This window comes from Pseudoflavonifractor sp. 524-17, assembly GCF_009935845.1.
Lineage (GTDB): Bacteria > Bacillota > Clostridia > Oscillospirales > Oscillospiraceae > Pseudoflavonifractor_A.
This window is the reverse complement of sequence record NZ_QWEK01000025.1, coordinates 35,956-60,908: the sequence shown is the minus strand read 5'-3', so window position 1 is coordinate 60,908 and position 24,953 is coordinate 35,956. Positions and strand designations below refer to the sequence as shown.

Annotated in this window: 20 protein-coding genes; 8 read left to right on the top strand and 12 right to left on the bottom strand. The window is 61.6% G+C overall.

Going from position 1 to position 24,953, the window contains the following annotated elements; translation table 11 throughout:
- The first annotated feature begins 76 nt into the window (after window positions 1-76).
- A complete protein-coding gene (locus D1159_RS10910; protein ID WP_243152238.1) occupies window positions 77-1,648 on the top strand; it encodes an IS1182 family transposase in 1,572 nt (523 codons plus the stop codon).
- Here D1159_RS10910 and D1159_RS10905 read toward each other — a convergent pair.
- The 12 genes from D1159_RS10905 to D1159_RS10850 all read right to left on the bottom strand — a co-directional run bounded on the left by D1159_RS10905 (window position 1,615) and on the right by D1159_RS10850 (window position 17,413).
- On the bottom strand, window positions 1,615-3,255 hold the full coding sequence (locus tag D1159_RS10905; RefSeq protein ID WP_161845687.1) for an alpha-glucosidase: 1,641 nt from the start codon (window positions 3,253-3,255) through the stop codon (window positions 1,615-1,617). The genes D1159_RS10910 and D1159_RS10905 overlap by 34 nt on opposite strands.
- Entirely contained in the window at window positions 3,245-3,754 is a 510-nt protein-coding gene (locus D1159_RS10900) for a hypothetical protein (RefSeq protein WP_161845686.1), read from the bottom strand. The genes D1159_RS10905 and D1159_RS10900 overlap by 11 nt, the downstream gene beginning before the upstream one ends.
- The gene (locus D1159_RS10895; protein WP_161845685.1) at window positions 3,748-5,922 is read right to left on the bottom strand and encodes a glycoside hydrolase family 2 TIM barrel-domain containing protein; all 2,175 of its coding nucleotides are present in this window, start codon (window positions 5,920-5,922) and stop codon (window positions 3,748-3,750) included. Before D1159_RS10895 ends, D1159_RS10900 begins: the two co-directional genes overlap by 7 nt.
- 7 nt (window positions 5,923-5,929) lie before the next feature.
- Complete coding sequence (locus D1159_RS10890) at window positions 5,930-6,748, bottom strand: carbohydrate ABC transporter permease (protein ID WP_161845684.1); 819 nt, start codon at window positions 6,746-6,748, stop codon at window positions 5,930-5,932.
- An 8-nt stretch (window positions 6,749-6,756) separates the two neighbouring features.
- Window positions 6,757-7,656, bottom strand: coding sequence for a sugar ABC transporter permease (locus D1159_RS10885; RefSeq protein ID WP_161845683.1), 900 nt, complete (start codon window positions 7,654-7,656; stop codon window positions 6,757-6,759).
- Window positions 7,657-7,736: 80 nt separating this feature from the next.
- Window positions 7,737-9,047, bottom strand: coding sequence for an extracellular solute-binding protein (locus D1159_RS10880; protein WP_161845682.1), 1,311 nt, complete (start codon window positions 9,045-9,047; stop codon window positions 7,737-7,739).
- Window positions 9,048-9,127: 80 nt separating this feature from the next.
- Complete coding sequence (locus D1159_RS10875) at window positions 9,128-10,129, bottom strand: LacI family DNA-binding transcriptional regulator (protein ID WP_161845681.1); 1,002 nt, start codon at window positions 10,127-10,129, stop codon at window positions 9,128-9,130.
- A gap of 285 nt (window positions 10,130-10,414) precedes the next feature.
- On the bottom strand, window positions 10,415-11,725 hold the full coding sequence (locus D1159_RS10870; RefSeq protein ID WP_347563677.1) for a glycoside hydrolase family 3 protein: 1,311 nt from the start codon (window positions 11,723-11,725) through the stop codon (window positions 10,415-10,417).
- Between the two features lie 12 nt (window positions 11,726-11,737).
- On the bottom strand, window positions 11,738-13,915 hold the full coding sequence (locus D1159_RS10865; RefSeq protein ID WP_161845680.1) for a VWA domain-containing protein: 2,178 nt from the start codon (window positions 13,913-13,915) through the stop codon (window positions 11,738-11,740).
- Window positions 13,916-14,060: 145 nt separating this feature from the next.
- Complete coding sequence (locus D1159_RS10860) at window positions 14,061-15,506, bottom strand: nicotinate phosphoribosyltransferase (RefSeq protein ID WP_161845679.1); 1,446 nt, start codon at window positions 15,504-15,506, stop codon at window positions 14,061-14,063.
- Window positions 15,507-15,538: 32 nt separating this feature from the next.
- Window positions 15,539-16,606 carry an isochorismatase family protein gene (locus tag D1159_RS20220; RefSeq protein ID WP_161845678.1) on the bottom strand — a complete coding sequence of 356 codons (1,068 nt, stop codon included), beginning with the start codon at window positions 16,604-16,606 and terminating at the stop codon, window positions 15,539-15,541.
- Between the two features lie 9 nt (window positions 16,607-16,615).
- Complete coding sequence (locus D1159_RS10850; RefSeq protein WP_161845677.1) at window positions 16,616-17,413, bottom strand: TIGR04255 family protein; 798 nt, start codon at window positions 17,411-17,413, stop codon at window positions 16,616-16,618.
- Between the two features lie 185 nt (window positions 17,414-17,598).
- On the opposite strand from D1159_RS10850, the gene dpsA reads away from it, so the two are divergent.
- From dpsA to D1159_RS10815, 7 genes are all read left to right on the top strand, one after another.
- Window positions 17,599-18,507 (top strand): dipicolinate synthase subunit DpsA, encoded by a 909-nt coding sequence (dpsA, locus tag D1159_RS10845; protein ID WP_243152237.1) that lies wholly within the window; start codon window positions 17,599-17,601, stop codon window positions 18,505-18,507.
- A 2-nt stretch (window positions 18,508-18,509) separates the two neighbouring features.
- Window positions 18,510-19,091, top strand: a complete 582-nt coding sequence (locus D1159_RS10840; RefSeq protein WP_161845676.1) for a dipicolinate synthase subunit B — start codon at window positions 18,510-18,512, stop codon at window positions 19,089-19,091.
- A gap of 174 nt (window positions 19,092-19,265) precedes the next feature.
- Window positions 19,266-20,189 carry a phosphatidylglycerol lysyltransferase domain-containing protein gene (locus tag D1159_RS10835; RefSeq protein WP_161845675.1) on the top strand — a complete coding sequence of 308 codons (924 nt, stop codon included), beginning with the start codon at window positions 19,266-19,268 and terminating at the stop codon, window positions 20,187-20,189.
- 163 nt (window positions 20,190-20,352) lie between these two features.
- Complete coding sequence (locus D1159_RS10830) at window positions 20,353-21,294, top strand: ABC transporter permease (RefSeq protein WP_161845674.1); 942 nt, start codon at window positions 20,353-20,355, stop codon at window positions 21,292-21,294.
- A gap of 5 nt (window positions 21,295-21,299) precedes the next feature.
- Window positions 21,300-22,634 carry an ABC transporter permease gene (locus D1159_RS10825; protein WP_161845673.1) on the top strand — a complete coding sequence of 445 codons (1,335 nt, stop codon included), beginning with the start codon at window positions 21,300-21,302 and terminating at the stop codon, window positions 22,632-22,634.
- A 16-nt stretch (window positions 22,635-22,650) separates the two neighbouring features.
- Window positions 22,651-23,721, top strand: coding sequence for an ABC transporter ATP-binding protein (locus D1159_RS10820; protein ID WP_202621038.1), 1,071 nt, complete (start codon window positions 22,651-22,653; stop codon window positions 23,719-23,721).
- Window positions 23,714-24,811, top strand: coding sequence for an oligopeptide/dipeptide ABC transporter ATP-binding protein (locus D1159_RS10815; protein ID WP_161845672.1), 1,098 nt, complete (start codon window positions 23,714-23,716; stop codon window positions 24,809-24,811). Before D1159_RS10820 ends, D1159_RS10815 begins: the two co-directional genes overlap by 8 nt.
- Window positions 24,812-24,953: the final 142 nt, after the last annotated feature.

Below are 24,953 nucleotides of genomic sequence, written 5' to 3'. Positions count from 1 at the left end.
CTCAGCCTGTCGAAAAAGTCTGCCCTTCGGCAGACTTTTTCATATAAACGAGGTAAAATAGAGCAGGGTGAGAAAAATGATGGAAAAGGGAAAAATGGAGCGGGGCGTGGTGGAAGTGGTGGATACAGAGAGCCTGGTGCCACAAGAACACCTGCTGCGCAAGGTGGACAGAGCGGTAGAGTTCAGGAAACTATATGAAATTGTGGAGCCGTTGTACAGTGAGGAAGAAGGCCGGACCAGCATTGATCCGGTGGTTTTGTTCAAGATCGTACTGCTCCAACATCTGGACGGGATACCGTCGCTGCGGGGGACGCTGCGCAGGGCGCAGACAGACATCGCGTACCGGTGGTTTTTAGGATACACACTAAACGAGGAACTGCCGCATTTCTCTACGGTGAGCTATAACTTCCGGCATCGGTTCACAGAGGAAACGATAGAGCGGGTATTCCAATGGGTGCTGAATGAGGCAGGAACAGCGGGGGCGCTGTCTCCGGCGGCAGTGTTTATAGACGGAACCCATATCAAGGCCAGCGCAAATCTGAACAAAAAAATCAAACAGGAGGTGCCGACGGCGGCAAAGCGGTATCGGGATGAGCTGCTGGCGGAGATCAACACAGACCGGGAGGCCCATGGGAAGAAGCCTTTCGATGATGACGATGATCCGCCCAAGCCCGCTGGAAAGAAGCGGGACAACACCTCAAAAAAGAAGCTGGCGCGGCGGAAGAAGGCAGGCTTCAAAACAGTGACAAAAAGCACCACAGACCCGGATTGCGGTATGTTTGTGAAGGGAAAACATGAGCGGCAGTTTGCCTATGAGGCCCATACCGCCTGCGATAAGAATGGCTATGTGCTGGAAACGGTGGTTACCCCCGGCAACGTCCACGACAGTGTAGCGTTCGATGATGTTTATGACAAAGTGACACAGACCTTTCCGGAAATTGAGACCATTGTGGCGGATTCCGCATACAAAACTCCACACATCTGCAAAAAAGTGTTCACCGATGGCCGGGTGTTGTCCACTGCCTACAAGCGTCCCATGACGATGAAAGGCGGGCACGAGTGGTGGAAGTATGTTTATGATGAATACTATGACTGCGTGATCTGCCTGGAATACCAGCCCTTGGCATACCGTACCACCAACCGGGACGGTTACCGGGAATATTGCAGCGACCCAAAAATTTGTGCGCAATGTCCCACACGGCACCTGTGCACCCGCTCTAAAAACTGCGTGAAAACTGTCCTGCGCCATGTTTGGAAAGACTACGAAGAACTGGCCGATGACGCCAGATACACCCCGCAATACAAAAATCTTTATGCCAAACGCAAGGAAACCATTGAACGAGTCTTTGCCGATGCCAAAGAAAAGCATGGTATGCGCTATACGCTTTATAGAGGTCTTGCCCAGCTCTCCAAATGGGTGAGGCTTAAGTTTGCTGCCATGAATCTCAAAAAGCTGGCCAGATGGAAAGCAAAACGGCTATCTCATCTCTCTTTCCTCCTGTTTGCTGCCCTTATGTATCTTTATGCTTTGCGGCCTGCCAGAACTTTTTCCTGGCAGGCCGCTTTTCGACAAGCTGAGAGCAGGAAGTTAGAACCTAACTTCCTGCTCTTATTTTACGAATCCAACTCCAGAATTAAGCTCTCATAGGGCTCCAGAATAATCTCTCCCTCCAGTTCCCCGCTCCGGCCGCAGTTAGACAGGACGGCTTTGCCGGACAGATTCTGGCGGTCCAGAGGTACCCTTTGGGGCGCGGGGCCAAAGTTATGTATCACGGCCCAGGTGGTGCCTTCCCAGCGGCGGAGGTAGGCGAAGAGGTTATCATCCTCCTCCAGAACTGGGGTGTAGTCCCCGTGAATCAGCACAGGGTGCTCCCGGCGCAGGCGGATAAGCGTCTGATAGAAGGTGAAAATGGAGTCCTGTCTGCCCCGCTGCTCTGCGGCGTTGATGGCGGTATAGTTGGGATTGATGGGAAGCCAGGGGGCGCCGGTGGAGAAGCCGGCGTTGGAGGAGCTGTCCCACTGCATGGGGGTGCGGGCATTGTCCCGGCTGGCCAGCTGGGCCCGGCGGAGGGCCTCCTTCTCCTCCACCCCCGCCGCTACCAGAGAGCGGTAGAGATTTTGGGTGTCAATGTCGTCGTAGTCCCCGATCTCCGGCAGGGCGATGTTGGTCATGCCGATCTCCTCCCCCTGGTAGATGAAGGGGGTGCCAGGCAGGGTGTGGAGCAGGGCGGCCAGCAGCTTGGCCGACGCCTCCCAGTGGCGCTCCGCGTCGCCGTAGAGGGAGACCTGCCGGGGCTTGTCGTGGTTGCTCAAAAAGCGGGCCCACCAGCCCTCCAGCCGCAGCTTCTGATAGACGGCGTTGATCTGCGCCCGCATCTGCCGGGGGGACCAGCCCTGCAATTCCTCTATGGGGCTGACGAAAGGGATGGCCATGTCAAACTCTCCCCGGCTGCGGGCGGTGTAGTCCCAGTGGTCCTCCAGGCACAGGCAGGTGACCTCCCCCACGGTCATGAGATGGTCCGGGGCGCAGGTGGCCTGGACCAGCTCCCGGATGTACCGGTGGGTGCCAGGCAGGTTGGTGCAGGCGGCGGTGCAGATCCGCCCGTCGCCGGGATCCAGCGCCTCCAGATGTTTGTCCAGATAGCTGATGGCGTCCACTCGGAAGCCGTCCACTCCCTTGTCCGCCCACCAGCGGACGATGTCGTGTACCGCCGCGCGCACCTGGGGATCCTCCCAGTTCAGGTCGGGCTGTTCCTTGGCAAAGGAGTGAAGGTAGTACTGCCCCCGTTCCGGCACATATTCCCAGGCGCTGCCGCCAAAGACCGCCCTCCATCCGTTGGGCGGCCCGCCGTTTACCGGATCCCGCCAGATGTAAAAGCCGCTGTAGGGGCTGTCTCTGGACTGCCGGGCGGACTGAAACCAGGGGTGCTGATCAGAGGTATGGTTGAGCACCAGGTCCATAATCAGAGCCATGCCCCGCCGGTGGGCCTCCGCCAGCAGGGCGTCCCAGTCGTCCATGGTGCCGAACTCCGGCATGATCTGCCGGTAGTCCGACACGTCGTAGCCGTTGTCCACATTGGGGGAGGCGTACACCGGCGACAGCCACAGGGCGTTTACCCCCAGCTCCGCCAGATAGTCCAGCCGCTGAAGGACGCCCTTTAAATCTCCCACGCCGTCCCCGTTGGAGTCCTGAAAGCTGCGGGGATAGATTTGGTAAATGACCAATTCCTTAAACCAATCCTGCTTATGCTTCAATGTGCAAGCCTCCCAGATTCAATTTGATGGGGCCGTGTTCCACCGGGACCCAGTACAGGGCCTCCGCCCGCACCCGGTAGGCGAAGAGGTAGAAGGTATCCCCCTCCAAAGGCATTCCCCCCGAGTGCCACACAAACTCGTCCAGCACAATCACGTCCCCCGGGCGGAGAATGAGAGCCACCGCGTCCTCCGCCCTAGGCCGCTCCTGGTGATCGTGGATGTCCCGGGGCAGGCAGAGGGTGACCACCACCGGCCTGTCTCCACAGATTATCAGCTCCTTGGATTGGCGGTGCTGCTCCAGCTCCGGAATTTCCAGCTCCGGTCGGTAGCGGGCCTGCTCCACGCCGAAGCGCATCTCCCCCATAGGGAAGGTGTACTCCGCCGGCCAGCACAGGGAGTGCCCCGTGTCCAGCCCCGGCGGATGGTCCAGGGGGCGGGAGAGATACCGCCCGTAGGGGGCGAAGGGAAAGGTTTTGAGCTCCTGAGGAACAATCAGCATATGCGTACACGCTCCTTTACCGGGGCGGAAAAGTGATAGGTCCGCATTCCCAGCTCGTTGTCCATGGTCTGTCCCGCCATGGCGGGGAACTCCAGAAAGGCCGCGGAATAGTGACGCTTTGTCAGCACGGCGCCGTCCGCCCCGGTGAAGGCCAGGCGCAGCTCCGCCGGAGAATCGGGGCGGAAGTCCCACACTGCGTCTCCCACGTCGACTCGTGTGTCCGGCCCGATCTCCGCCTGAAATTCTCCCCTGGCCCGGCACACCCCGTTTTCCAGCACGGTATAGGCCACTGTACCCTGGAAGGTCTTCAGATAGTCGTTGACCAGGACGATCCGGAAGCCCTGCTGCGTTTTCTGGGCGATGAGCGCCAGGGGGCCGCCGCACTCCAGCATGGCGTAGTATCCCCGCTTGGGGGTGCCGTAAAAATCCAGGATGCCGTAAAAGCTCTGGGGACACAGGTCGATAAACATAAACTGGAAGTACCCGGAGCAGGGGGCGTATTTCTGGAGGCGGTAGTGGTCGGTATAGTAGCGCAGCAGGCGGTACTGGTAGGCCTGAAGCCCTTCCAGATCGGGAGCCACGCTCTGCAGCGCCCCCCAGATCCGCCGGTCCCGGGTGAGGGCGCCCACGTCCCCGGGGACATCCATGCCGAACTCGGTGTTCAGCTTCTCTGTGGTCCCCGCGATCTGGGGATAGGCGGTGCCCACCGCCAGAGAACCGGTGTAGGTGTGGCTGTCCCCGCTCTCCGGGTCGTCCTCCTCCCGGGAGGCGCGGATGTAGGGCCGCTCCGGGTCCAGCTCCTTGAGGATATTCATCAGCTTCACGCACAGGGTATTCAGCATGATCTCGTCCTGGGCGGTCTGCTCCAGCAGGCCGTGGGTGAAGATCTTCCACAGGTCGGGCTCGTTGAGGGCCACCCAGCACAAGATGGACGGGTGGTCCCTGCGGATGCGCACCATGGCGGCGAATACCGCCGCCGCCCGCTCCATCCACGCCGGATCCGTGGGGTGATCCCAGTTGAAGTCGGAGTCCTGGATGACGAAGAGGCCCAGCTCGTCGCAGATGTCGTAGAAGGAATCCTTCTCCACATGGACGTGGACCCGCACGGCGTTAAAGCCCGCGTCCCGGATGAGCCGCAGATCCCGGTAGTACCGGTCATAGCTCAGCTCGGACAGATAGATGTCCCCAAAGTAGGAGGTGCCCCGGAGGAAGATGGGCCTGCCGTTTAAGGAGAAACGGGTGCGCTCCTGTGTGCGCTCCAAGGTGACGCTGCGCACCCCCACCTGCTTTTCCACGGTATCCAGAGCCGCGCCTTCCCGCACTAGGGCGAGGCGCACAGTATACCGGGCCGGTTCCCCCCGCTCCCAGCAGTTCCACAGCTGGGGGCGCTCCAGGGTGAGGGTCAGATCAATGGCGCCGTCCCCGCCTATGGGACACTCCGCCTCCGCCGCGCACCCCCCCATGGGGTCCAGAATCCTAACTGCCCCCCGGCAGCCGCAGAAGTTTCCCAGGGCCTTGGCGGTGATGCGTATCCTGGCGGCGGCATCGCCGGTGTGATAGGAGACGCAGGCGTTCCAGCCCCGCAGCAGCGCCGCCCCGGGGGTGAGGCGCAGCTCCACATCGTCCAGAATGCCCACCGGGTTTACGTCCCGCTGGATGAAGCCGTCGGCGTGTTCGTAGGTCCCCTTTACCATGGCCCGCTTCACGGAGAAGCAGCGCATGGCCTCGCCGCCAGTGAGGATCTGGTCGTCCCAGGGGGCCCACACTTTGACAAAGAGGCGGTTGTCCTTCTCCCGCAGCAGGCCGGTGACATCCAGCTCAAAGGGCTCAAAGTACCCCTCGTGCTCCCCCACAAGGGCGCCGTTGAGGTAGACCTTGCAGTAGTAGTCCACCGCCAGAAAGCGGAGCAGGGCCACACAGCCCGCCGTCTCTCCGGCGTCAAATTGGCAGCGGTACCACCAGGGCGCCTGGTTGAAATAGCGCAGGGCCCGGCCGTAGTAGGGCTGATCGCTGAGCAGCACCTGGAGGGCGCCCAGCCGGGGCAGGGGCTCGAAGTCTGAGAGCAGGTGGGCGCACTGGGCAAAGTCGAAATCCTCCCGGTAGAGGCCGAGGGTCTCTCCCAGGTCGTGGACATCCTGCATCACGGACCAGTCAGCTAATTTTTTCATATTTTTTCTATCCTTTCAGGGCGCCTTCCGCCATACCGGCCACAATGTATTTCTGGGCCGCGATAAAGATCACCGACAGGGGGATGATGGAGATAAGAATCCCCGCCGTCATGCGCTCATAGTGCTGGGCGTACTCCTCCGTAAAGCGGAGCAGACCCGCCGTCACCGGCAGCATCTCGTCCTTTGTCACGTAGACAATGGATAAAACCAGGTCGTTCCATACGTTGAGATAGTTCATGACCAGGGCGATGATAAGCACCGGCACCGACATGGGCAAAATGATGCGGAAGAAAATCTGCCAGGTGGGGCAGCCGTCCACCATGGCGGCCTCCTCGATCTCCCGGTTGATGCCCAGAAAATGGCCCCGGGTCAAAAAAAAGGTGAAGGAGATGTTCAAGGACACATAGAGGAGAATCAGGCCGGCGGGCTTGTTGAGCAGGTGGAAGGATTTTAATACCAGATAGTTGGGCAGCAGGGTCACATGGGCGGGCAGCAGCATCCCCAGCATCAGCAGCCCCACCAGGAAATGCTTCCCTTTGAACTCAAACCGGGACAGGGCGTAGGCCGCCATGGAGGACAGCAGCACAATAATAGGTACGGACACGGTGACGTAAAAGAGGCTGTTGAGAAAGTAGGGCTTGATCTTCTTCCAGGCAATGCCGAAGTTTTTCAGCGTGGGCTCCTGGGGCAGGGAAAACATGCCGTTCATAAAGAACTCGTTGGGGGATTTCAGCGCGCTGTTGACCAGATAGAGAATCGGCATGAGCCAGATGAGGATCAATGCGGTCATACTCACATAGATGGCGATTTTCTTGGCGTTTTTCATGAATCCTCCTAATTCTTCTCCATGCGGACCACTTTGTTGATAAACAGGGAGCCCGCCACCAGAATGAGGGAGAGCACAATACACATGGCGCTTCCCGTGCCGTACTCGTTGTAGCGGAAAATGGTGTAGTAGGACCAGGTGGCCATGACGTTGGTCATCCGGGCGGGCCCGCCGGCGGTCATCACATAGATGAGATCAAACACCTTGAAGGAGTTGATCAGGGTAAAGGTAAGCACAATGTTGATGGTATTTTTCATCTGGGGCAGAATGACGTAAATCAGACGCTGCCAGCCGGTGGCGCCGTCCAGCCGGGCGGCCTCCAGGGTGGACTCGGGGATGGACTTAATCCCCGCCATGAAGAGGATCATGCACAGGCCGGAGTAGGCCCAGGAGCCGGCGATGATGAGAAAGAAGATGGTGTGCTCCGGCGGGTCCTGCCAGTTCAGGGAGACCGCACCCCCGGATACCGTCTTGAGCATTGCGTTGATCAGACCGAAGTTGGGGTCGTACATCCAGCGCCAGATGAGGCCGATGGTGCTGATGGACAGCACGGAAGGGAAAAAGATGCAGCTGCGGAAAAAGGCGAAGCCCCGCCGCTTGCTGTTGAGCAGCACCGCCAGGGCCAGCCCCAGGCAGATGGGCAGAATCTCCGACAGCACCGCCCAGATCACGTTGTTCTTTACCGCGGTGCGGAAGATAGGGTCGGACTGGAAGAGGGCCACATAGTTGTCCAGGCCCACAAAATGGCGCTCATTGGTGAGGCCGTCCCAATAAAACAGGCTGATGACCATAGAGTACACCGCCGGGAAAATCATAAAGACCAGATAGACCGCGATGGGCGCCGCCAGAAAGATGTAGGGCGTCCATTTTATTTTTTTCCTGCTGCGCGGAAGAGACTGTGGATTCATGTCAGGTGTTCTCCTTCCCGGAATGGACTGGGGGGACGGCCGGCGCGGGCCAGCCGTCCCCCGGCATTAAAACCTGTGCGTCAATTTTGATAGAAGCCGATCTCTGCGGCGGTCTGGTCCAGCATGTTAGCCCCCTCTTCCGGGGTGATCTCCCCCAGCAGAACCTTGTCCAGCACCTCATAGAGCATGTCGGTGAGCTTGGGGGGCCAGCACATCTCATTGGTGGCCATATACGAGCCGTCCGGATTGGAGGCGTCCTCCACCAGAGAGGTACGCAGGGGGTCCAGCTTGGTCAGGTCAAAGGCGTCGTCCCGGATGCCCACAATGGATCCCCGCTCATCAAAGTCCGCCTGATAGGGGTCCAGAGAGGCGCAGATCTTCAAAAAGTCGATGGCCAGATCCTTGTTGGGAGAGTCGGCGCTGATATAAATGCCGTAAGTGAAGCGGTTGGAGCGGGACTGGTCCAGTCCGCTGGGAAAGCGGAAATAACCCCAGTCCTCTACGTTCTGCCCCTGGCTCTCAAAGGTATCCGCCTCCCAGGTGGCGCTGTATTCCATGGCCGCGTCGCCGGGGTAGAGCAGCAGGCGGCATTCGTTCTCCTCCGCGGAGAAATGGCCTTCCTGGAAGTACTGGGACAGCTCCTTCAGCTCCGCCAGGGACTGTACCACCTCGGGACAGTTCAGGCTGGCGCGGCCGTAGCACAGGTCGTTATGCAGCTCAATGCCGCAGTTCTTCTCCAGCAGGCCGTCAAACCAGCGGTTGGTGGCTGCGGGAACCTTCCCAGGATTGGCTATGGGAACGATCCCATTTTGCTGTAACGTCTCGCACACCTGGAGGAATTCCTCATAAGTAGCGGGGACCTTCAGGCCGTATTGGGCAAACACGTCCTTGCGGTAAAACACCCCCATCACCGTGCGGCGGATGGGCAGGGAGTAGAGATTGCCGTCAAAGAGGCTGCGCTGGTCGTCCAGCAGCGCGGGGTCGATGTTGTCCGCCCAGCCGTTCTCCTGGTACAGGCTGTCCAGCTGCTCCAGCTTGCCGCCGTCGATAAAGGGCTGGACCAGAGCGCCTACGCTGTAACCGAACATATCCGGCGCGGCATCGGAGCTGAAAGCGATGGTTAAAGCGTCAATCTCCTGCTCAGGGCGGCCCTTGGAGCCCAGTACAAACTCCACATCTGGGTGCATCTCATTGAACTTCTCGATGGCCACCCGGTAGAAGGCGTTGGTCTCCAGGTCGGTATAGTAGGATGACTCCCAGAATACCAGCTGCCGCTTCTCGCCGGACGTTCCAGAGGGACCGCTGCCGGAGGGTGCGCCGCAGCCGGCCAGCAGTGCGCCGGCCAGCGCCAGGCAGGACAGGGTTTTCGCGCTTCGGAGCAGTTGTTTCATGTACGTTTCCTCCTATGTTGATTGATTTGGGTCAACTCCCCCGCGCCCCGGCAGGAGAGGGTGCGACGAAACTCAGAAAGCTATCCCAGGCTGGACCCCCGGTGGATGACCCGGTGGCGCAGCTCAATCCGGTTTGTTTTGCCGGTCTGCATGGTGTCCGCCAGCATCTTCCCCGCCAGGGCCCCCATCTCGATGTAGTCCAGGTCCAGGGAGGAGATGTCCAAAATCTCGTTGGAAGGCCCGTTTTCCAGGGAAAAAACGGCCAAATCGCCGGGGACGCGGATCCCCTTCCGGCGGCAGTAGCGCAGCAGGTCCAGACAGATGGCGTCTGCGCTGACAATTACGGCGTCGGGCGTCTGGCCGCTGTGGCGGAATCGCTCCATTGCGGTGCAGACAGCCGCCTCGTCGTCCAGCCCTCCCGCCAGATAGTGCTCCAGCAGGGGCAGTCCGGCCTTGGCCAAGGCGGTGGTGTAGCCGTCCAGGTAGGCCCGGGTGGTAGCCAGGCCGGTATCGCTGGCGAAGAAGGCGATTTTATGCCGGCCCTGCCGGATGAGGGTCTCCATGATCTCCCTCATCGCCGCCCGGAAGTTATAGGTCACCTGGTTGATATCGGAAAACCCCTCGCAGGCGCCGATGAGGGAAAAGGGGATGCGGTTGTCCACCAGGTAGTGGAGGCTGGGATCGTCCGGAATGGAATAGAGCAGCACAATGCCGCACACATGGTAGGTAAGGGCGAATTTCTTAATGGTGTCCAGCTCCACCCCGCTGCCGGAGGCGGTGAGGATGTCATAGGCCTGGGCCTTGAATACGTTGCTCAGCCCAGTAAACACGTCCCGAAAATACTCGTTGCGGTAGAAGGAGCGGCACTGAAAGGGGGTGATAAGCCCCACCAGCTTGCTCTTGCTCTTTACCAGCGTCCTGGCCATCTCGTTGGGGAGATAGCCGTTTTCTCCAATGACCCGGAGAACCACCTCCTTGGTCTTGGGCTTTACGTTCGGCTCATTATTAAGCACCCGGGAGACTGTGGATTTGGAGACACCGGCCAATCGGGCGATATCAATAATTGTCAAATTCTCTCCCATATTGAACCCACCTATCAGACAGGAATCATTTTTGGAACGTTCCCATTTTCTTAATCATACCCTGTCTTTGTTCATTTGTCAATCATCTTCTGTGAATAGAACGCTGCTTTTTGTTCGGAATGACAATTTGATGTCAGGGGAAGCGCGTCCCGCCGCAGGCCGGCAGAAGACCTGGTAAGCCGGCGTTTCGCGGTTGTGAATACAGGTTCTCAGAGCGTGTTGAAGCGCTGAAAACCGCGCTCAGCCTGTCGAAAACGTGTTTTCGACAGGCTGAGCAGGCATTTCCTAACTTATGATTCCCCATCGGAGCTTCAGCTCCAGGATCCGCAAGACACTCTCATCCAGCCGCTGCTGGGAGATCGTCCCGTCCGCAACCGCGTCTTTCACCCCCTGAACCGCCCCCTTCAGGTTCATGGGGCACAGGAAGAGGTCCACGCCGGCCTGAAGGCCTTTTACGGCGATCTCTGCGCTGCTGTAGTGGTCGGACATGGCTTTCATCTGCAGGCCGTCGGTGATGACCACGCCGCTGAAGCCCATCTCCTCCCGCAGCAGGCCAGTGACCAGCTCATAGGAGAAGAGGGCGGGCTGATCGTCCACGTCGGAGACAATCAGGTGGCCGATCATCACCGCGTCCGCGCCGGCGTCAATGCCGGCCTGGAAGGGGAGCAGCTCCTCCCGGCGGATCTCCTCCAGGGGCTTGTTGACATAAACAGAGCCGTAGTGAGAGTCGGCAGAGGTGTCCCCATGGCCGGGGAAGTGCTTGAGGGTGCAGGCGGTCCCGCCGGCGTGGAAGCCCTCCACCGCTGCGGCCACCAGCACGGCGGCCTCCTCAAAGGAGTCGCTGTAAGCCCGGTCGCCGATGACGGTGTTGGCCGGGTTGGACCACACGTCGGCCACCGGGGCCAGGTCCATATTGAACCCACAGCTGCGCAGGTCGCCGGCGATGGTGCGGGCGTTGGACAGGGCAATATCCGGCCCCTGATCCTTATAATCCAGCATGGGGCCGAAGCGGGTGGTGCCAACGGTGCGCATCAGGCGGCTGACCCGCCCCCCCTCCTCGTCGCAGGTGAGGATCAAGGGGATGGAAGCATACTCCTGCACCTGCTGGAGCATGTTCGTCACCTGCTCCCGGCTGAGCAGATTCCTTCTGTCGTAGAGGAAGCCGGCTACCGGATAGGCCTCCAGCGCCTGGCGGGTGGCGTCGCCGGCGGCAGTGACGGTACCCGCGCCGGTGATGTGCTCCGGGGAGACGATAAAGAGCTGGCAAACCTTTTCATGCAGGCTCATCCGGCCCAAAATCTCCTGGGCCCGCTGGGCGTAGGGGTCCGCCGGTTCCGGCGTAGGGGTGGGCTCCGGGGTGGGCTGCGGCGTTGGCGTTGGCGTAGGCTCCGGTTCCGGCGTGGGCGCCGCCGTGGGAGAGGGGGACGCCGGCCCGGCGGGGCTGGGTGTGGGGACAGGGGCCGCCCCTCCCCCGCCGCGCCCATAGGACCCGGCCGCCAGCAGCAGGGAGGCGCAGGTCAGCGCCAGCACCAGCACCAGGAGAATCAAAAAGGCGGGCGGCAGGCCGCGGTCCTGTTTCAGTCGTTTTCCGCTCACGTCGCGCCTCCGTCAGTTCTCAAACTCGCACACAAAGCCCATGCTCTTGGCCATGGCGGGGACGGGGCCGGCGGGGTTGTTGCGCTGGTCGTTCCACGACCAGCCCCCCATGCTGGGGATGTTCCACAGCATGATATACCACTCCTCGGTGCCGTCCTGATCCACCCGGGAGGGCTCGCCATCCCCCCAGGCCTCAAAGGAGAACTCTTCGCCGGTGACCCAGTGGCCGAAGACGGAGCCGTCCTCCCCGTAGGAGGTATAGCCCCCCAGCCAGAGATATTTTACGTCCTCCGCCTCCGCCATGCGGATGATCTCGTCCATCTCGGCCTGGGAGGTGATGGTGGCCAGATGGCCCCCCATCTCCTGGCAGCGCTGGGTGGCCTGCTCCCAAGTGAGGGACTCCTTGAAGAGGACGTAGCGGGAGCCGCCGTGGAGGTTGACGCCGCCGTTGTCGTTGATGGTATGGACAGGCTGGAAGCTGAACTGCTCCTCCCCCTTGTAGCCGCCGCCGGTGACCTGGATGTCCAGATCCCGGGCGGCGTACTCGTCGGCGGTCTCGTCGCTGGTGTACTCCACACAGTAGAGCTCCTTCTGCTCGGCGTAGATGCTGTTGAAGATGACGCTCAGGTCGTAGAGATCGTCAATGAACCAGTAGCGGCCGCCGGTCTCCTCCGCCACCCGGCGCAGCACATTGGCCTCCACCGAGCCCCCTACGCCGATGATGTAGACCGGCACCTGGTTGACGTTGGCGTAGCGGATGACGTCGCTGGCGGTATAATTGCTCTCGTTGTCAATGCCGTCGGTAAAGGCGATGACGCAGCGGGCGCCCCCCTGGAGGGCGGCGTGGTTGATGCCGGCGTATACCGCGTCGTAAAAGGCGGTGCGGCCGTCGGCGGACATGTTGTTGATGCCGTTGATGAGCAGGGCGCTGTCGCCGGTGTAGGCGCACATCTGCTGGACGATGGAGTCAAAGGCCAGCACCTCCGCCCGGTCGCCCACGGAGAAGTGGAGGCTGTTGACAAACTGGATCATAACCGACTTGATCTTGGCCATGTCGGCGGAGTCGATGCTGCTGCTCTTGTCCGCCACCAGGTCGATATTCAGGCCCTCGTTTCCCTCCAGGGTGGCCACGGCGCGCACCTCCCGCTGGAGGTAGGCGCCCCCCTCAAGGCGCTCCTGGATGAGGAAGGCGTTCCCGTCCAGACCGGGAATTGTGTCGCCGGTCTGGGCGTCCTCCACCCGGAAGTAGGCCTTTACCACCGGGTACTCGCTGACGTCGGTGCTCACCAGGCGCACCGAGGCGGGCTGGAAGAAGGGTGTGTCATAGGCGGCGGAGCGGGTGAATTCCCGGCCCTCCACCTGGAAGGACACCTCCACCTCCCGGGTTTCCGCGCTGTAGCCCGCATCCTGGGTCTGATAGGTGAAGGTGAGCACGCCGTTTTCCTGGGTAAATTTGTAGGAGTCACAGGGAACGCCGTTCTCCAGCAGGGTAACGTCGGCGCGGTCCAGCTCCACCGGTGCGCCGCAGTCCAGACGGACCGTCATCACCGGGAAGTTGTCCAGCCTGACCGACGGGCTGGGGGGATCCAGCCGGGCCGCGGAGAGCAGGCGCTGCCAGTCCGGGTAGAGGGGGTCGTCCTCCGCCAGAGCAAGGCCGGACAGAAGGGCCTGCGCCTCATCGGGATTGTCCTCACACAGCCAGATCCGGGCCAGGCCCAGAGCGGCCTCGGCATGGTTGGGCTTACGCGCCAGGGCGGCCTGATAGTACTCCTCCGCCTGCCGGTAGTCCCCGCTGTCAAAGGCGGTTTTTGCGTCGGCCAGCTCTGCCTTGAACTGGTTGTTGTTGTCCACCCACTTCCAGGCGAAAAATCCCCCCGCCGCCAGGGCCAGGAGAAGCAGGGGGAGGATGACCGTGATGGGCCGGAACGGTTTTTTGACCGGCTGGGGAGGCTCCTCAAAGGGCGGCGGCGGAAACTGGGGCCCTGCCTGGGGCGGGACGGGGACAAAGGGCGCCCCCACAGGGGCCTGGGGCGGCGGGGAAAGGGGAATCTGGGGCGGAGCGGGAGTCTGGGGCGCCTCATGGGCGGCAGGCTCCGGCCCTGGAACTGGGGATGCTTTTACCGGCTGGCCGCAGTTCTCGCAGAACTTGGCGTCCTGGGGCAGCTGAGCGCCGCATCGGGTACAGAACACGGCATTTCCCTCCTACTTTTCAAACTAACGAGACAATTCCCTTGCATTTTACCCCGATTTATGACAAAAAGCAATAGAATACGGCAAAATCACCGCGCCCCAGCTCCGCTATTCTGGGGCGCGGTGAGAAAATAGGCGGTTTTTGTTATTTTTTCCCCTGCTCCTTGAGAAGGCCGTGCTTGATGTCCCACAGCTTCTGGGACAGGTCCACGTAGTAGGTGTGGGGGTTTTCAAAGCGCTTGACCTCGTCCCACAGGGCGTTGACCTGGGCGGCGCAGTAGGTGCGGATCTGATCCAGCGCGGGGGTGCGGTAGACCAGCTGGCCGCTCTGGAAGATGGGGACCAGGAGGCTTTTGGCCTCAAAGCCGTCGAAGAGCTTGCGCTTCCAGGTGGCGTCCGGGTCGAAGAGCTCCAGGGGGCCCTGGGGGAGCGGCTCGTCGTGCAGGGTGAGGAGATCGGCCAAAGCCTTCCCCGACTGCCGGGAGAAGAGGCGGTACACCTTTTTAAAGTGAGGGGTGGTAATCTTGGCCGGATTCTCGCTGATCTTGATTTTGGGGACGATGTTGCCCTGGGCATCCTCCACGGCGGCCAGCTTATATACGCCGCCGAACACCGGCTCGGACTTGGAGGTGATCAGCCGCTCCCCCACGCCGAAGGAGTCCAGCCTGGCCCCCTGGAGGAGGAGATCCCGGATGATGTACTCATCCAGGGAGTTGGAGGCCACGATCCTGCACTCGGTGAGGCCGGCGGCGTCCAGCATCTCCCGGGCCTTGCAGGACAGGTAAGTCAGATCGCCGGAATCCAGCCGGATGGCGCAGTTGGTGATGCCCTGGGGGAGAAGCACCTCCTGGAACGCCCGAATGGCGTTGGGCACGCCGGACTTGAGCACATTATAGGTGTCCACCAGCAGGGTGGCGGAGTGGGGGTAGAGCTTGCAGTAGGTGACGAAAGCGGTGTACTCGTCTGGGAACATCTGCACCCAGGAGTGGGCCATGGTGCCGCCGGCGGGGGCGCCGTAGCGCAGGTCGGCCAGGGTGCAGGCGGTGCCGGCGCAGCCGGCGATGTAAGAGGCCCGGGCCCCCAGCAGGGCGCCGTCCGCCCCCTGGGCCCGGCGGGAGCCGAACTCGGACACCGGCCGCCCCTGGGCCGCCCGGACAATCCGGTTGGACTTGGTGGCGATGAGGGATTGATGGTTTAACGTAAGCAGCAAAAAGGTCTCGATAAACTGGGCCTCAATGGCGGGAGCCCGGACGGTGAGAATGGGCTCCCCGGGGAAGATGGGCGTGCCCTCAGGCATGGCCCAGATGTCACCGGTGAAGCGGAAGTCCCCCAGATAGGTCAAAAACTCCTCGCTGAAGCCACCCTTTTTTCGGAGATAGGCGATATCCTCCTCTCCAAAGCGGAGCTGCTGGATGTACTGGATGACCTGCTCCAGCCCGGCGGCGATGGCGAAGCCGCCCCCGTCGGGGACGCTGCGGAAGAAAATGTCAAAGTAGCAGATCTGGCCGCACATGCCGGTCTGGAAATAGCCGTTGGCCATGGTGAGCTCGTAAAAATCACACAGCATGGTGTAGTTAACGCAATTATTCATGAGAAAACCTCTTTTCCGTATGGGCAGGCCGCTCAGGCCCGGCGGTTGGACACCGTGACCTGAATGCCCTCCAGCACGTCCAGGGCCTTTTCGTGGAGGACGGGATCATAGGAGGCGGTGAGGGCGGCGTCCACCAGGATCTCGGCCTCCGGCAGGGCGGCCTTGACCATGACGGCGTTGGTGAGCACACAGATATGGGAGACCAGCCCGCACAGCTCTACCTGGCCGTAGTCCCGGCCCTTCAGCCACTCCGCCAGGGCCAGAGAGGGGAAGGCGGGCTTTTCAAACCGGAGCTCCTCCGGTCCGGCCTGCGCCCCTACCTGACCGTACAGAGCCCACCCCTCGCTGCCCTGGAGGCAGTGCAGGGGCGGCAGCTTGCGGCCCTCCTGGGTCTGGCTGTAGTTGGACTGGTGGGTGTCCAGGGTGAATACCACGTCGTCTCCGTTGTCCCGATACGCCCGGGCCCGCCGGGCGATGCCCTCGTCCAGCGCCTCCGCGCCGGGGAAGCCCAGGGCGCCGTCCACAAAGTCCTTCTGATAGTCCACGATGACAAGTAATTTTTTCATGTTTTCTCCCGCTTTCCCAAATGTTCCGGCAGGCAGCAGCTTTTCAAAGCAGGGGTAGGGCAGGGGCCGGCCCCGGAGAGAGACCGCCCCCCGTTTGGCATACCCCCGCTTCACAAAGAGCGCCTGCATTCTGTGGTTGAGGGAATAGGTGTCTGCATGGAGGGCCCTAAGCCCTTCCCGCCGGGCCCACGCCTCGGCGAAGTCCAGCAGGGCGGAGGCCACCCCCTGCCGCTGGGCAGCCGGGTCCACCGCCGCCCGGTGGACGCAGCCGGCCGGTCCGATCCAGGCCCAGGGGACGGCGTCATACTCCGGCGCGGTGGATTGGTTGATACAGGCCACCCCCAGGATGGCGCCGCCGGGGGCGCAGGCGGCGTAGAGCTCCCCCCGGCGGATGTCGCCGGCGTACAGCGCCCGGGTGGGGTAGTCCGCCCCCCACTGGGGATTGCCCAGCTGGTTCATGTGGAGGACGGCCCGCCGGACCAGCGCCCAGATTTGGGGCAAATCCCCGGGCCGGGCGGCGCGGATTTCTACCATAGCGGCCGGTCAGTTGTCCGTGATGGCCACAGGACCCAGGGCGTCGTGGAGGGTGTCGGTAATGGCGCCGTGGAAGAGCCCGCCGGCGTACTGGTGGAGCTCCTCCAGCCGGGTGGGGAGCTGATCGCTGGCCAGGTTGCCGGTGACGGAGAGATCCTGGTCCAGAATAAAGCGGAGCTTGGGGCCCTGCTTGCCGGCATTGAGCATCCCCGGGCCGGTGTGGAGCTTGAGGCGGCAGTCCTCCCCCAATTTGATGTCCACATCCAGGGCACATTTGTTTACGTCCTGCTCGTTTACGTCGGGCTCCCCCAGAATGCCCAGGTAAGGGGACTGGATCAGATCGTCCCACAGCAGGTCCTGGAGCCCCAGGTTCTCCTTGGCCACGGCGTTGACATAGCGCAGGCCGGCCCGTTCAAAGTAGTCGGGCTGATAGATCTGGATAAAGGCGGCCAGGGCCTTGTCCAGATTCTGGGCAAACTCCTCCCACCGGGTGTAGCGCAGGGTGGACAGGGCGATAAAGCTGCTGGTCAGGTTGAGCTTCCACAGGCCGTCCTTGGAGATAAAGTGGTAGTTGGTGACGGCGGGGGGCTGCTCTACCTTGGGCACTCCGTTTTCCACCCCCACGACCTTGGGAGCCGGCTTCTCCTGCTTGGCCACGTACTGGGGGAAGTCGTGGCGGATGGCCTCCTGAAAGGCGGCGGGCTCGCTGGCGCCGATGGACAGGATGGCGGGAAAGCGCAGCTGGCAGATGACCTCTACCAGGGGGCTGCGGGTATAGAGACAGCGCTCAAATTTCGAAAAGAGCATAGCGGGTGGTTCCTCCTAAGTGAATTTTATTGGTGAAGTCTGGATCGCTGAGATGGCTTCTATTATAGTGCGGATTGGGAAAAGCCGCAAGTCACACATTTTCTGTTGAAGCAGTTCCGCCGTCAGGCAGGGGCGGGGAAATGTTCTGCTTTCCCCCTGCACCCCTTTTCAGGGGGAGGAATAGGATGAGTTATAACCAAGAAAATGGAGGAGAGGGCATGAAGCACAAGTGGAATATCTGGATCCTCGGCGGCGACCAGCGGCAGCTGCGGCTGGCGGAGCTGCTGGCGGCGGATGGCCATACGGTCCATACCTTTGCCCTGGAGCGGGGCGGGGAGCTGCGGGAGGAGGTGGCCCAGGAGGAGGAGCTGGAGGGGCTGGAGCTGGCGGACTGCGCGGTGCTCCCCCTGCCTGTGATGGGGGAGGGGAGCCTGCTCAACGCGCCGCTGTCCAGCGGCCGGTTTCCCCTGGCGGGGATACTGGACCGGCTGCGGCCGGGGCAGGTGGTGTGCGCCGGCCGGGTGAATCCGGCGGCCCAGGCGCTGGCCGCCCAGCGGGGGCTCACCCTGCACGACTATTTTGCCCGGGAAGAGCTGGCGGTAGCCAACGCGGTGCCCACGGCGGAGGGAGCCATTCAAATCGCCCTGGAGGAGCTGCCAGTGACCCTGCACGGGTGCCGGACGCTGGTTATCGGCCATGGGCGGCTGGGGCGGGCCCTGGCCCCCCGGCTGGCGGCCCTGGGGGCCAAGGTGAGCGTGGCGGCCCGAAGCTGGTCCGATCTGGCGTGGATCGAGGCGGAGGGCTTCGGCGTGGAGCACAGCGAGCAGCTGCGGGGCTGGCTGTGCGGCTATGAGCTGATCTTCAACACCGTCCCCAGCCGGGTGTTGGACGAGGCGGCGCTGGCGGATCTGGAGCCGGACTGCCTGGTGATTGATCTGGCGTCCCAGCCCGGCGGGGTGGACTTTGACGCGGCCCGCCGCCTGGGCGTAAACGCCATCTGGGCCCTGTCCCTGCCGGGAAAGTGCGCGCCGGTGACGGCGGGCCGGGCCATTAAAAATACCATCTACAATATTCTGAATGAGTTGGGAGTGTGAGTATGGAAGCGTTAACCATAGGATTTGCCTTCTGCGGCTCTTTTTGTACATACAGCAGAGCCATGGAGGCGCTGGAGGAGGTGGCCGCCCACTATCCTGTCATCCCCATTGTGTCGGAGCGGAGCGCCGCCACCGACTCCCGGTTCGGCAATGCCCACGATTTTATGCGGGAGATGCAGCGCATCTGCGACTGCCGGGTGGTGGACTCCATTGTGAAGGCGGAACCCATCGGACCCAAAAAGCTGCTGGACGCCCTGGTGATCTGCCCCTGCACCGGAAATACGCTGGCAAAGCTGGCCGCCGGAATGACCGACTCCTCCGTGACCATGGCGGCGAAAGCCCACCTGCGCAACGGGCGGCCCCTGATCATCGCCGTGTCCACCAACGACGGCCTGGCCGCGTCGGCCAAAAACATCGGTGCCCTGCTGGACAAGAAAAACGTCTACTTCGTGCCCTTCGGCCAGGATGACCCGGAGAAAAAACCCACCTCGCTGGTGGCGGATTTCAGCCGGGTGCTGCCGGCACTGGAGGCCGCGCTCCGGGGCGAGCAGCTCCAGCCCCTGCTGCTGGGAAACAAGAACTGACCGTCCCCGTCCCGCAGACCGCCTCTGAGCCCCCGGCTTGGGGGCGGCCTGCTGCGGGGAGGGAAAATTTGGCGCGGGGTTTGCCTTATTTGCTTGCCGGTTTGGGAAAGCTATGGTAAAATCAAAAATCCTGGAGAAAATGCAAACAATGCGGATACTAAGGAGAACAGATTCATGATTGAATTTCATACGCCGGAATTAAATGATAAACCTTGGGTGGACAAGCTGCTGGCCCAGGGGGAGGCATGGGGGTGCGAGTACAGCTTTACCAACCTGTACACCTGGCAGAAAACCTACCAGTTCCAGATCGCGCCGGTGGAGGGCCACCTGGGGGTGCGGCTGTGGGGCGGGCTGGGGCACAGCTATCTGTACCCCGCCGGATCCGGATCTATAGAGGCGGCCATCGCGGCCCTGGGCCGGGACGCGGCGGAACGGGGGGAGGACTTCCGGATGGTCTGCCTCAGCGGGGAGCAGCGGGAGGATTTGGAGCGGCGCTTCCCCGGCGGGTTTGACTTCGTGGCCGACCGGGACAGCTTTGACTATCTCTACGACATCCAGCGCCTGGCGGATCTGCCGGGCAAGAAGCTGCACAACAAGCGCAACCACATCAGCGCCCTGGAGCGGCAGTTTCCCGGCTGGACCTTTGAGGAGATCACCCCCGCCTGTCTGGAGGAATGCCTGCGCATGGACGAGGAGTGGCGCCGCCGCAGCCAGGGCAGGGAGGGGGCCGAGGGAGAGCTGACCCTGGACAGCGAGGACGCCGCCCTGCACACCGCCATTGAACACTTCCAGGCCCTGGGGCTGGAGGGCGGGCTCATCCGCGTCTACGGCGAGGTGGTGGCCTTCACCATGGGAGAGCCCCTGAACCCCTGGTGCTATGATGTCCGTTTTGAGAAGGCTTATAACGAGCTGCGGGGGGCCTATCCCCTGATCAACCGGGAGTTCGCCCGGTGGGTGCGGAAAAAGCATCCGGATATTCAGTTTTTAAACAGAGAGGACGATATGGGCGTGCCCGGCCTGCGCAAGGCGAAAGAGTCCTATTACCCGGACAGAATGGTGGAAAATCACAGCGCAATCCAGAGAAAACCCCTGTTTTGAGGGCAGTATACCGAAAAATGGCGGCAGAAGAAAAAAGAGGACGCGCTGCCATGGCAGACAACTGTCTATTGACGCACTGTATTTTTTACGGTAAAATAAATAAATATCTAAGCGCAGTGGCTAAGAATAGCCGTGAAAAACACGAACTGTAGGAAGTGAGAAAATGGCGAAATATGTGGTGAAGCGTGTGCTGATGGCACTGCTGACCGTCCTGGTGGTGGCGTGCATCACGTTCTTTCTGATGAACGCGATCCCCGGCAACCCGTGGCTCAGCGACAAAACCCCCTCGCCTCAGGTGCTGGAGAATCTGAACCGCAAGTACGGTCTGGATCAGCCGGTCCACATTCAGCTGGTGAAATACCTGGGCAACCTGAGCCGGCTGGATCTGGGCGTCTCCATCAAGATGCAGAAGAACTACCCGGTCATCAATATCATCAAGGAGATGTTCCCGGTGTCGGCCAAGATCGGCGGCTTCGCGCTGCTGTGGGCGATTCTGGTGGGTGTCCCGTTAGGCTGCGTGGCCGCCTATAACCGGGGCAACGCGGTGGACAGCGTTCTGCGGGTGATCTGTACCGTGGGCATCTCCCTGCCCTCCTTTGTAGTGGCGGCGCTGCTCTCCTTCCTCTTCTGCGGCGGACTGCCCAATATGAAGATATTTCCAACCATGTTTGACGGGACGTGGCAGAGCTATATTCTGCCCTGCTTCGCCCTCGGCTTCTACCCGATGTGCTATATCTCCCGCCAGAGCCGGGCGGCCATGCTGGACGCCATCAATCAAGAGTACATCAAGACGGCCCGGGCCAAGGGCCTGCGCACAGGGAAGGTTATCTTCAAGCACGCCCTGCGCAACGCCTTGATTCCTGTCATCACCTATCTGGGTCCCCAGGTGGCCTTCACCCTGTCCGGCGGCTTCGTGGTGGAAAAAGTGTTCAACATCCCCGGCCTGGGCCGCTATTTCGTCCAGTCCATTCAAAACCGGGACTATCCTGTTATTATGGGTACCACCATTTTCCTGGCCACCTTTATTGTAATGATGAACCTGGTGGTGGATCTTCTGTACAAGGTGGTTGATCCCCGCATCAACCTGACGAAGGGAGGCAAATAGGCGCTATGGCAGGTAAATTTAAACACATGGGTTCCCTCCAGATTGACGAGGCGTATCTGGCCGGCCTGGGCGACGCGGACTTTGCCCCCGCCAACCAGGAAGAGAAGGCGAATTTTATCGCCGACCGGAAAAGCATCTCCTACTGGGCGGACGCCTGGCGCCGGCTGCGCAAGAACGTGGTGGCCATGGTGGCGCTGGTGGTGCTCATTTTCATCGGGCTGTTCGCCTTTGTGGGGCCCGCGATTGTGCCCTACGGCTATGACGAGTTCAACGCCGGCGCGGAGAACCTGCACCCCTGGCACTATACCCTGGAGGATCAGGCCCGTCTGGCGGAGGCCACCCAGAGCGTCTCTCCGGAAGAGGCCGTGGCCAAGGCTCAGGAAGAGGCGGCCGCCCAGGGCAAGACCCTGACCTCCATTGAGATCGCCAAAATCCGGGCCCAGGCCAACGTAAGCAACCAAGTCACCGACGAGGACGGCAACGTGCTCAGCGGGGACGAGCTTAACGCCTATATGCGGGCCCAGCTGGGCATCAAGGCCCGGCCGGGAGGCTACTCCGTGGGCGAGCTGGAGCGCATGGCCAACGGGGAGAAGGTCTTCCCCCACCTTTTCGGCACGGACCGCAACGGCCGGGACTATATGGCCCGGGTGATGATGGGCACCCGCATCTCCATGATCGTGGGCGTGGCCGCGGCGCTGCTGGTGCTGATCATCGGCGCCGTCTACGGCTCCATCTCCGGCTACTGCGGCGGCAAGGTGGACGTGGTGATGCAGCGTATTGTGGAGATTATCTACTCCATCCCCGAGGTGCTGGTCATTCTGCTCATCTCCATGGTTATGAACGACACCCTGAAGGAATACGTCAACCTGAACCGGGGCAACCCCATCGCCCAGCTCATCAACCTGCTGGGCTCCAACCTCATCGGTATGTTCATCGCCTTCGGTATGCTCTACTGGGTCACCATGAGCCGTATCATCCGGGGCCAGATCATCCAGCTCAAGGAGCAGGAGTACGTTACCGCCGCCCGGGCTCTGGGCGCCTCCGGCGGGCGGATCATCCGCCGCCACCTGCTGCCCAACTGCATGGGCCAGATTGTGGTGACCACCTGCCTGCAAATCCCCTCCGCCATCTTCCTGGAGTCCTTCCTGTCCTTCCTGGGCGTGGGCGTGTCCGCCCCCCTGCCCAGCCTGGGCTCCATGGCCTCCGACGCGCTGAACGGCCTGAATACCTACCCCTACCGGCTGTTCTTCCCGGCAATCATTTTGAGCGTTATGATTTTGTCCTTTAACCTGTTTGGCGACGGCCTGCGCGACGCGCTGGACCCCCGCCTGAAGAAATAAGAGAGGAGGCGCGCGTATGGATCTCAACAAAGATGTACAGAACACCGGCGGCGAGCAGGTCCAGCCTGTGCCGGGCCAGAAGCTGTTGGAAGTGCAGGACCTTCACGTCTCCTTCTTTACCCCCGCCGGCGAGGTCAAGGCGGTGGGCGGCATCTCCTACGAGCTGAATTACGGCGAGGTCATGGGCATTGTGGGCGAGTCCGGCTCCGGCAAGAGCGTGGAGGCCTACTCCATCATCGGCCTGCTCCAGTCCCCCGGCAAGGTGGTGGGCGGCTCCATCACCTTCGAGGGGCAGGACGTGCTGGCGTTCTCCAAGTCGGAAATGAGCTCCTTCCGGGGCAGCAAGGTGGCCATGATCTTCCAGAACCCCATGACCTGCCTCAACCCGGTCTATACCATCGGCAACCAGCTGATGGAGGCGCTGCGGGCCCACGACAAGTCCATCTCTAAAGAGGAGGCCGCCAAGCGGGCCATGGAGATGCTGGAGCTGGTGGGCATCAACAACGTGCAGAAGCGCATGAAGCAGTACCCCCACGAGTTCTCCGGCGGTATGCGCCAGCGGGTGATGATCGCCATGGGCCTCATCTGCCACCCCAAGCTGCTCATCGCCGACGAGCCCACCACCGCCCTGGACGTGACCATCCAGGCCCAGATTCTGGAGCTGATGAAGGACCTGCAGAAGAAGACCCACATGGGCATTATCTTTATCACCCACAACCTGGGCGTGGTGGCGGAGATCTGCGACAAGGTCAGCGTTATGTACGCCGGCAAGATGGTGGAGCAGGGCAAGGTGGACGATATCTTCTATCACCCCGGCCACCCCTACACCTTGGGCCTGCTGCGGTCCATGCCCCGGGTGGACGCGGAAGAGCATGAGCGGCTCATTCCCATCGAGGGCACCCCGGTGGACATGCTCAACCCGCCGGAGGGCTGTCCCTTTGCCCCCCGGTGTGAGAGCTGCATGAAGATCTGCCTGCAAAAAATGCCCCCCTACGTGGAGCTGGGCGAGGGCCACCGCTCCGCCTGCTGGCTGCGGGTGCAGGAGCAGCTGAAGAACCAGAAAAAGGAGGGGGAGCACAATGGCTGAGGATAAAATCCTGCTGGAAGTACAGAATTTGAAAAAGTACTTCCCGGTGAAGGGGGTCAAGGGCCCCGGGGTCCAGGCCGTGGAGAACGTGTCCCTCTACATCCGCAGGGGGGAGACCCTGGGCCTGGTGGGGGAGTCCGGCTGCGGCAAGACCACTTTGGGCCGTACCATTCTCCGCCTGCACGAGCCCACGTCGGGCCGGATCATCTATGACGGAAAGGTGATTTTCGACGGCGGCGGCCTGCCGGAGCCCGTGCGGGACGCCGAGGGCAACGTCTGCCGGGACGAGGCCGGCCAGCTCAAGTATCAGACCGAGGCGGGCGGCGGCGATTCCCAATACGTCCCGTCCAAGTTTTACGCGGAAAAGATGCTCCCCTACCGCCGCAAGATGCAGATCATCTTCCAGGACCCCTCCGCCTCCCTGGACCCCCGCATGACGGTAGGCGAGATCATCGGCGAGGCCATCGACATCCACAAGCTCACCAGCTCCAGGGCGGAGCGCACCGAGCGCATCAAGGAGCTGCTGGGCCGGGTGGGACTGAACACCGAGCACGCCAACCGCTACCCCCACGAGTTCTCCGGCGGCCAGCAGCAACGGGTGGGCATCGCCCGGGCCCTGGCGGTCAAGCCGGAATTCATCGTCTGCGATGAGCCCATCTCCGCCCTGGACGTGTCCATCCAGTCCCAGGTGGTGAATATGCTGGAGGATATGCAGGCGGATCTTGGCCTGACTTATCTGTTCATCGCCCACGACCTCAGCGTGGTGCGCCACATCTCCAACCGGATCGGCGTGATGTACCTGGGCAGTCTGGTGGAGCTGGCGGAGAGTTATGAACTCAACCGCCGCCCGCTGCATCCCTATACACAGACGCTGCTGTCCGCCGTGCCGGTGCCTGACCCGGAGGTCAGCCGCAGCCGCCAGCGCCTGGTGCTGGAGGGGGATATCCCCTCCCCCATGAATCCCCCCAGCGGCTGCCGCTTCCACACCCGCTGCCCCTACGCCACAGAGAAATGCAGCCAGATTACCCCGGAGTTCAAGGAAGTGGAGCACGACCACTGGGTGGCCTGCCATCTGATGGACAAGCAGTAGGCAAAACCTTCTGAAGGGATAAATTTAGATAGAAAAGCGGGAGAATACACGGTATTCTCCCGCTTTTCTGCGGAAAATCTGACGCGCTGCCCAGGCCAGGCAGAGATTATTTAACAATTTTGAAACATTTGCTTTACAACAA

Coding starts and splice junctions, on each gene's coding strand:
- D1159_RS10875 (WP_161845681.1), bottom strand. CDS start 10,129: ATGGGAGAGAATTTGACAATTATTGATATCGCCCGATTGGCCGGTGTC.
- D1159_RS10830 (WP_161845674.1), top strand. CDS start 20,353: ATGGCGAAATATGTGGTGAAGCGTGTGCTGATGGCACTGCTGACCGTC.
- D1159_RS10840 (WP_161845676.1), top strand. CDS start 18,510: ATGGAAGCGTTAACCATAGGATTTGCCTTCTGCGGCTCTTTTTGTACA.
- D1159_RS10885 (WP_161845683.1), bottom strand. CDS start 7,656: ATGAATCCACAGTCTCTTCCGCGCAGCAGGAAAAAAATAAAATGGACG.
- D1159_RS20220 (WP_161845678.1), bottom strand. CDS start 16,606: ATGGTAGAAATCCGCGCCGCCCGGCCCGGGGATTTGCCCCAAATCTGG.
- D1159_RS10850 (WP_161845677.1), bottom strand. CDS start 17,413: ATGCTCTTTTCGAAATTTGAGCGCTGTCTCTATACCCGCAGCCCCCTG.
- dpsA (WP_243152237.1), top strand. CDS start 17,599: ATGAGTTATAACCAAGAAAATGGAGGAGAGGGCATGAAGCACAAGTGG.
- D1159_RS10835 (WP_161845675.1), top strand. CDS start 19,266: ATGATTGAATTTCATACGCCGGAATTAAATGATAAACCTTGGGTGGAC.
- D1159_RS10895 (WP_161845685.1), bottom strand. CDS start 5,922: ATGAAAAAATTAGCTGACTGGTCCGTGATGCAGGATGTCCACGACCTG.
- D1159_RS10900 (WP_161845686.1), bottom strand. CDS start 3,754: ATGCTGATTGTTCCTCAGGAGCTCAAAACCTTTCCCTTCGCCCCCTAC.
- D1159_RS10820 (WP_202621038.1), top strand. CDS start 22,651: ATGGATCTCAACAAAGATGTACAGAACACCGGCGGCGAGCAGGTCCAG.
- D1159_RS10825 (WP_161845673.1), top strand. CDS start 21,300: ATGGCAGGTAAATTTAAACACATGGGTTCCCTCCAGATTGACGAGGCG.
- D1159_RS10910 (WP_243152238.1), top strand. CDS start 77: ATGATGGAAAAGGGAAAAATGGAGCGGGGCGTGGTGGAAGTGGTGGAT.
- D1159_RS10880 (WP_161845682.1), bottom strand. CDS start 9,047: ATGAAACAACTGCTCCGAAGCGCGAAAACCCTGTCCTGCCTGGCGCTG.
- D1159_RS10890 (WP_161845684.1), bottom strand. CDS start 6,748: ATGAAAAACGCCAAGAAAATCGCCATCTATGTGAGTATGACCGCATTG.
- D1159_RS10815 (WP_161845672.1), top strand. CDS start 23,714: ATGGCTGAGGATAAAATCCTGCTGGAAGTACAGAATTTGAAAAAGTAC.
- D1159_RS10860 (WP_161845679.1), bottom strand. CDS start 15,506: ATGAATAATTGCGTTAACTACACCATGCTGTGTGATTTTTACGAGCTC.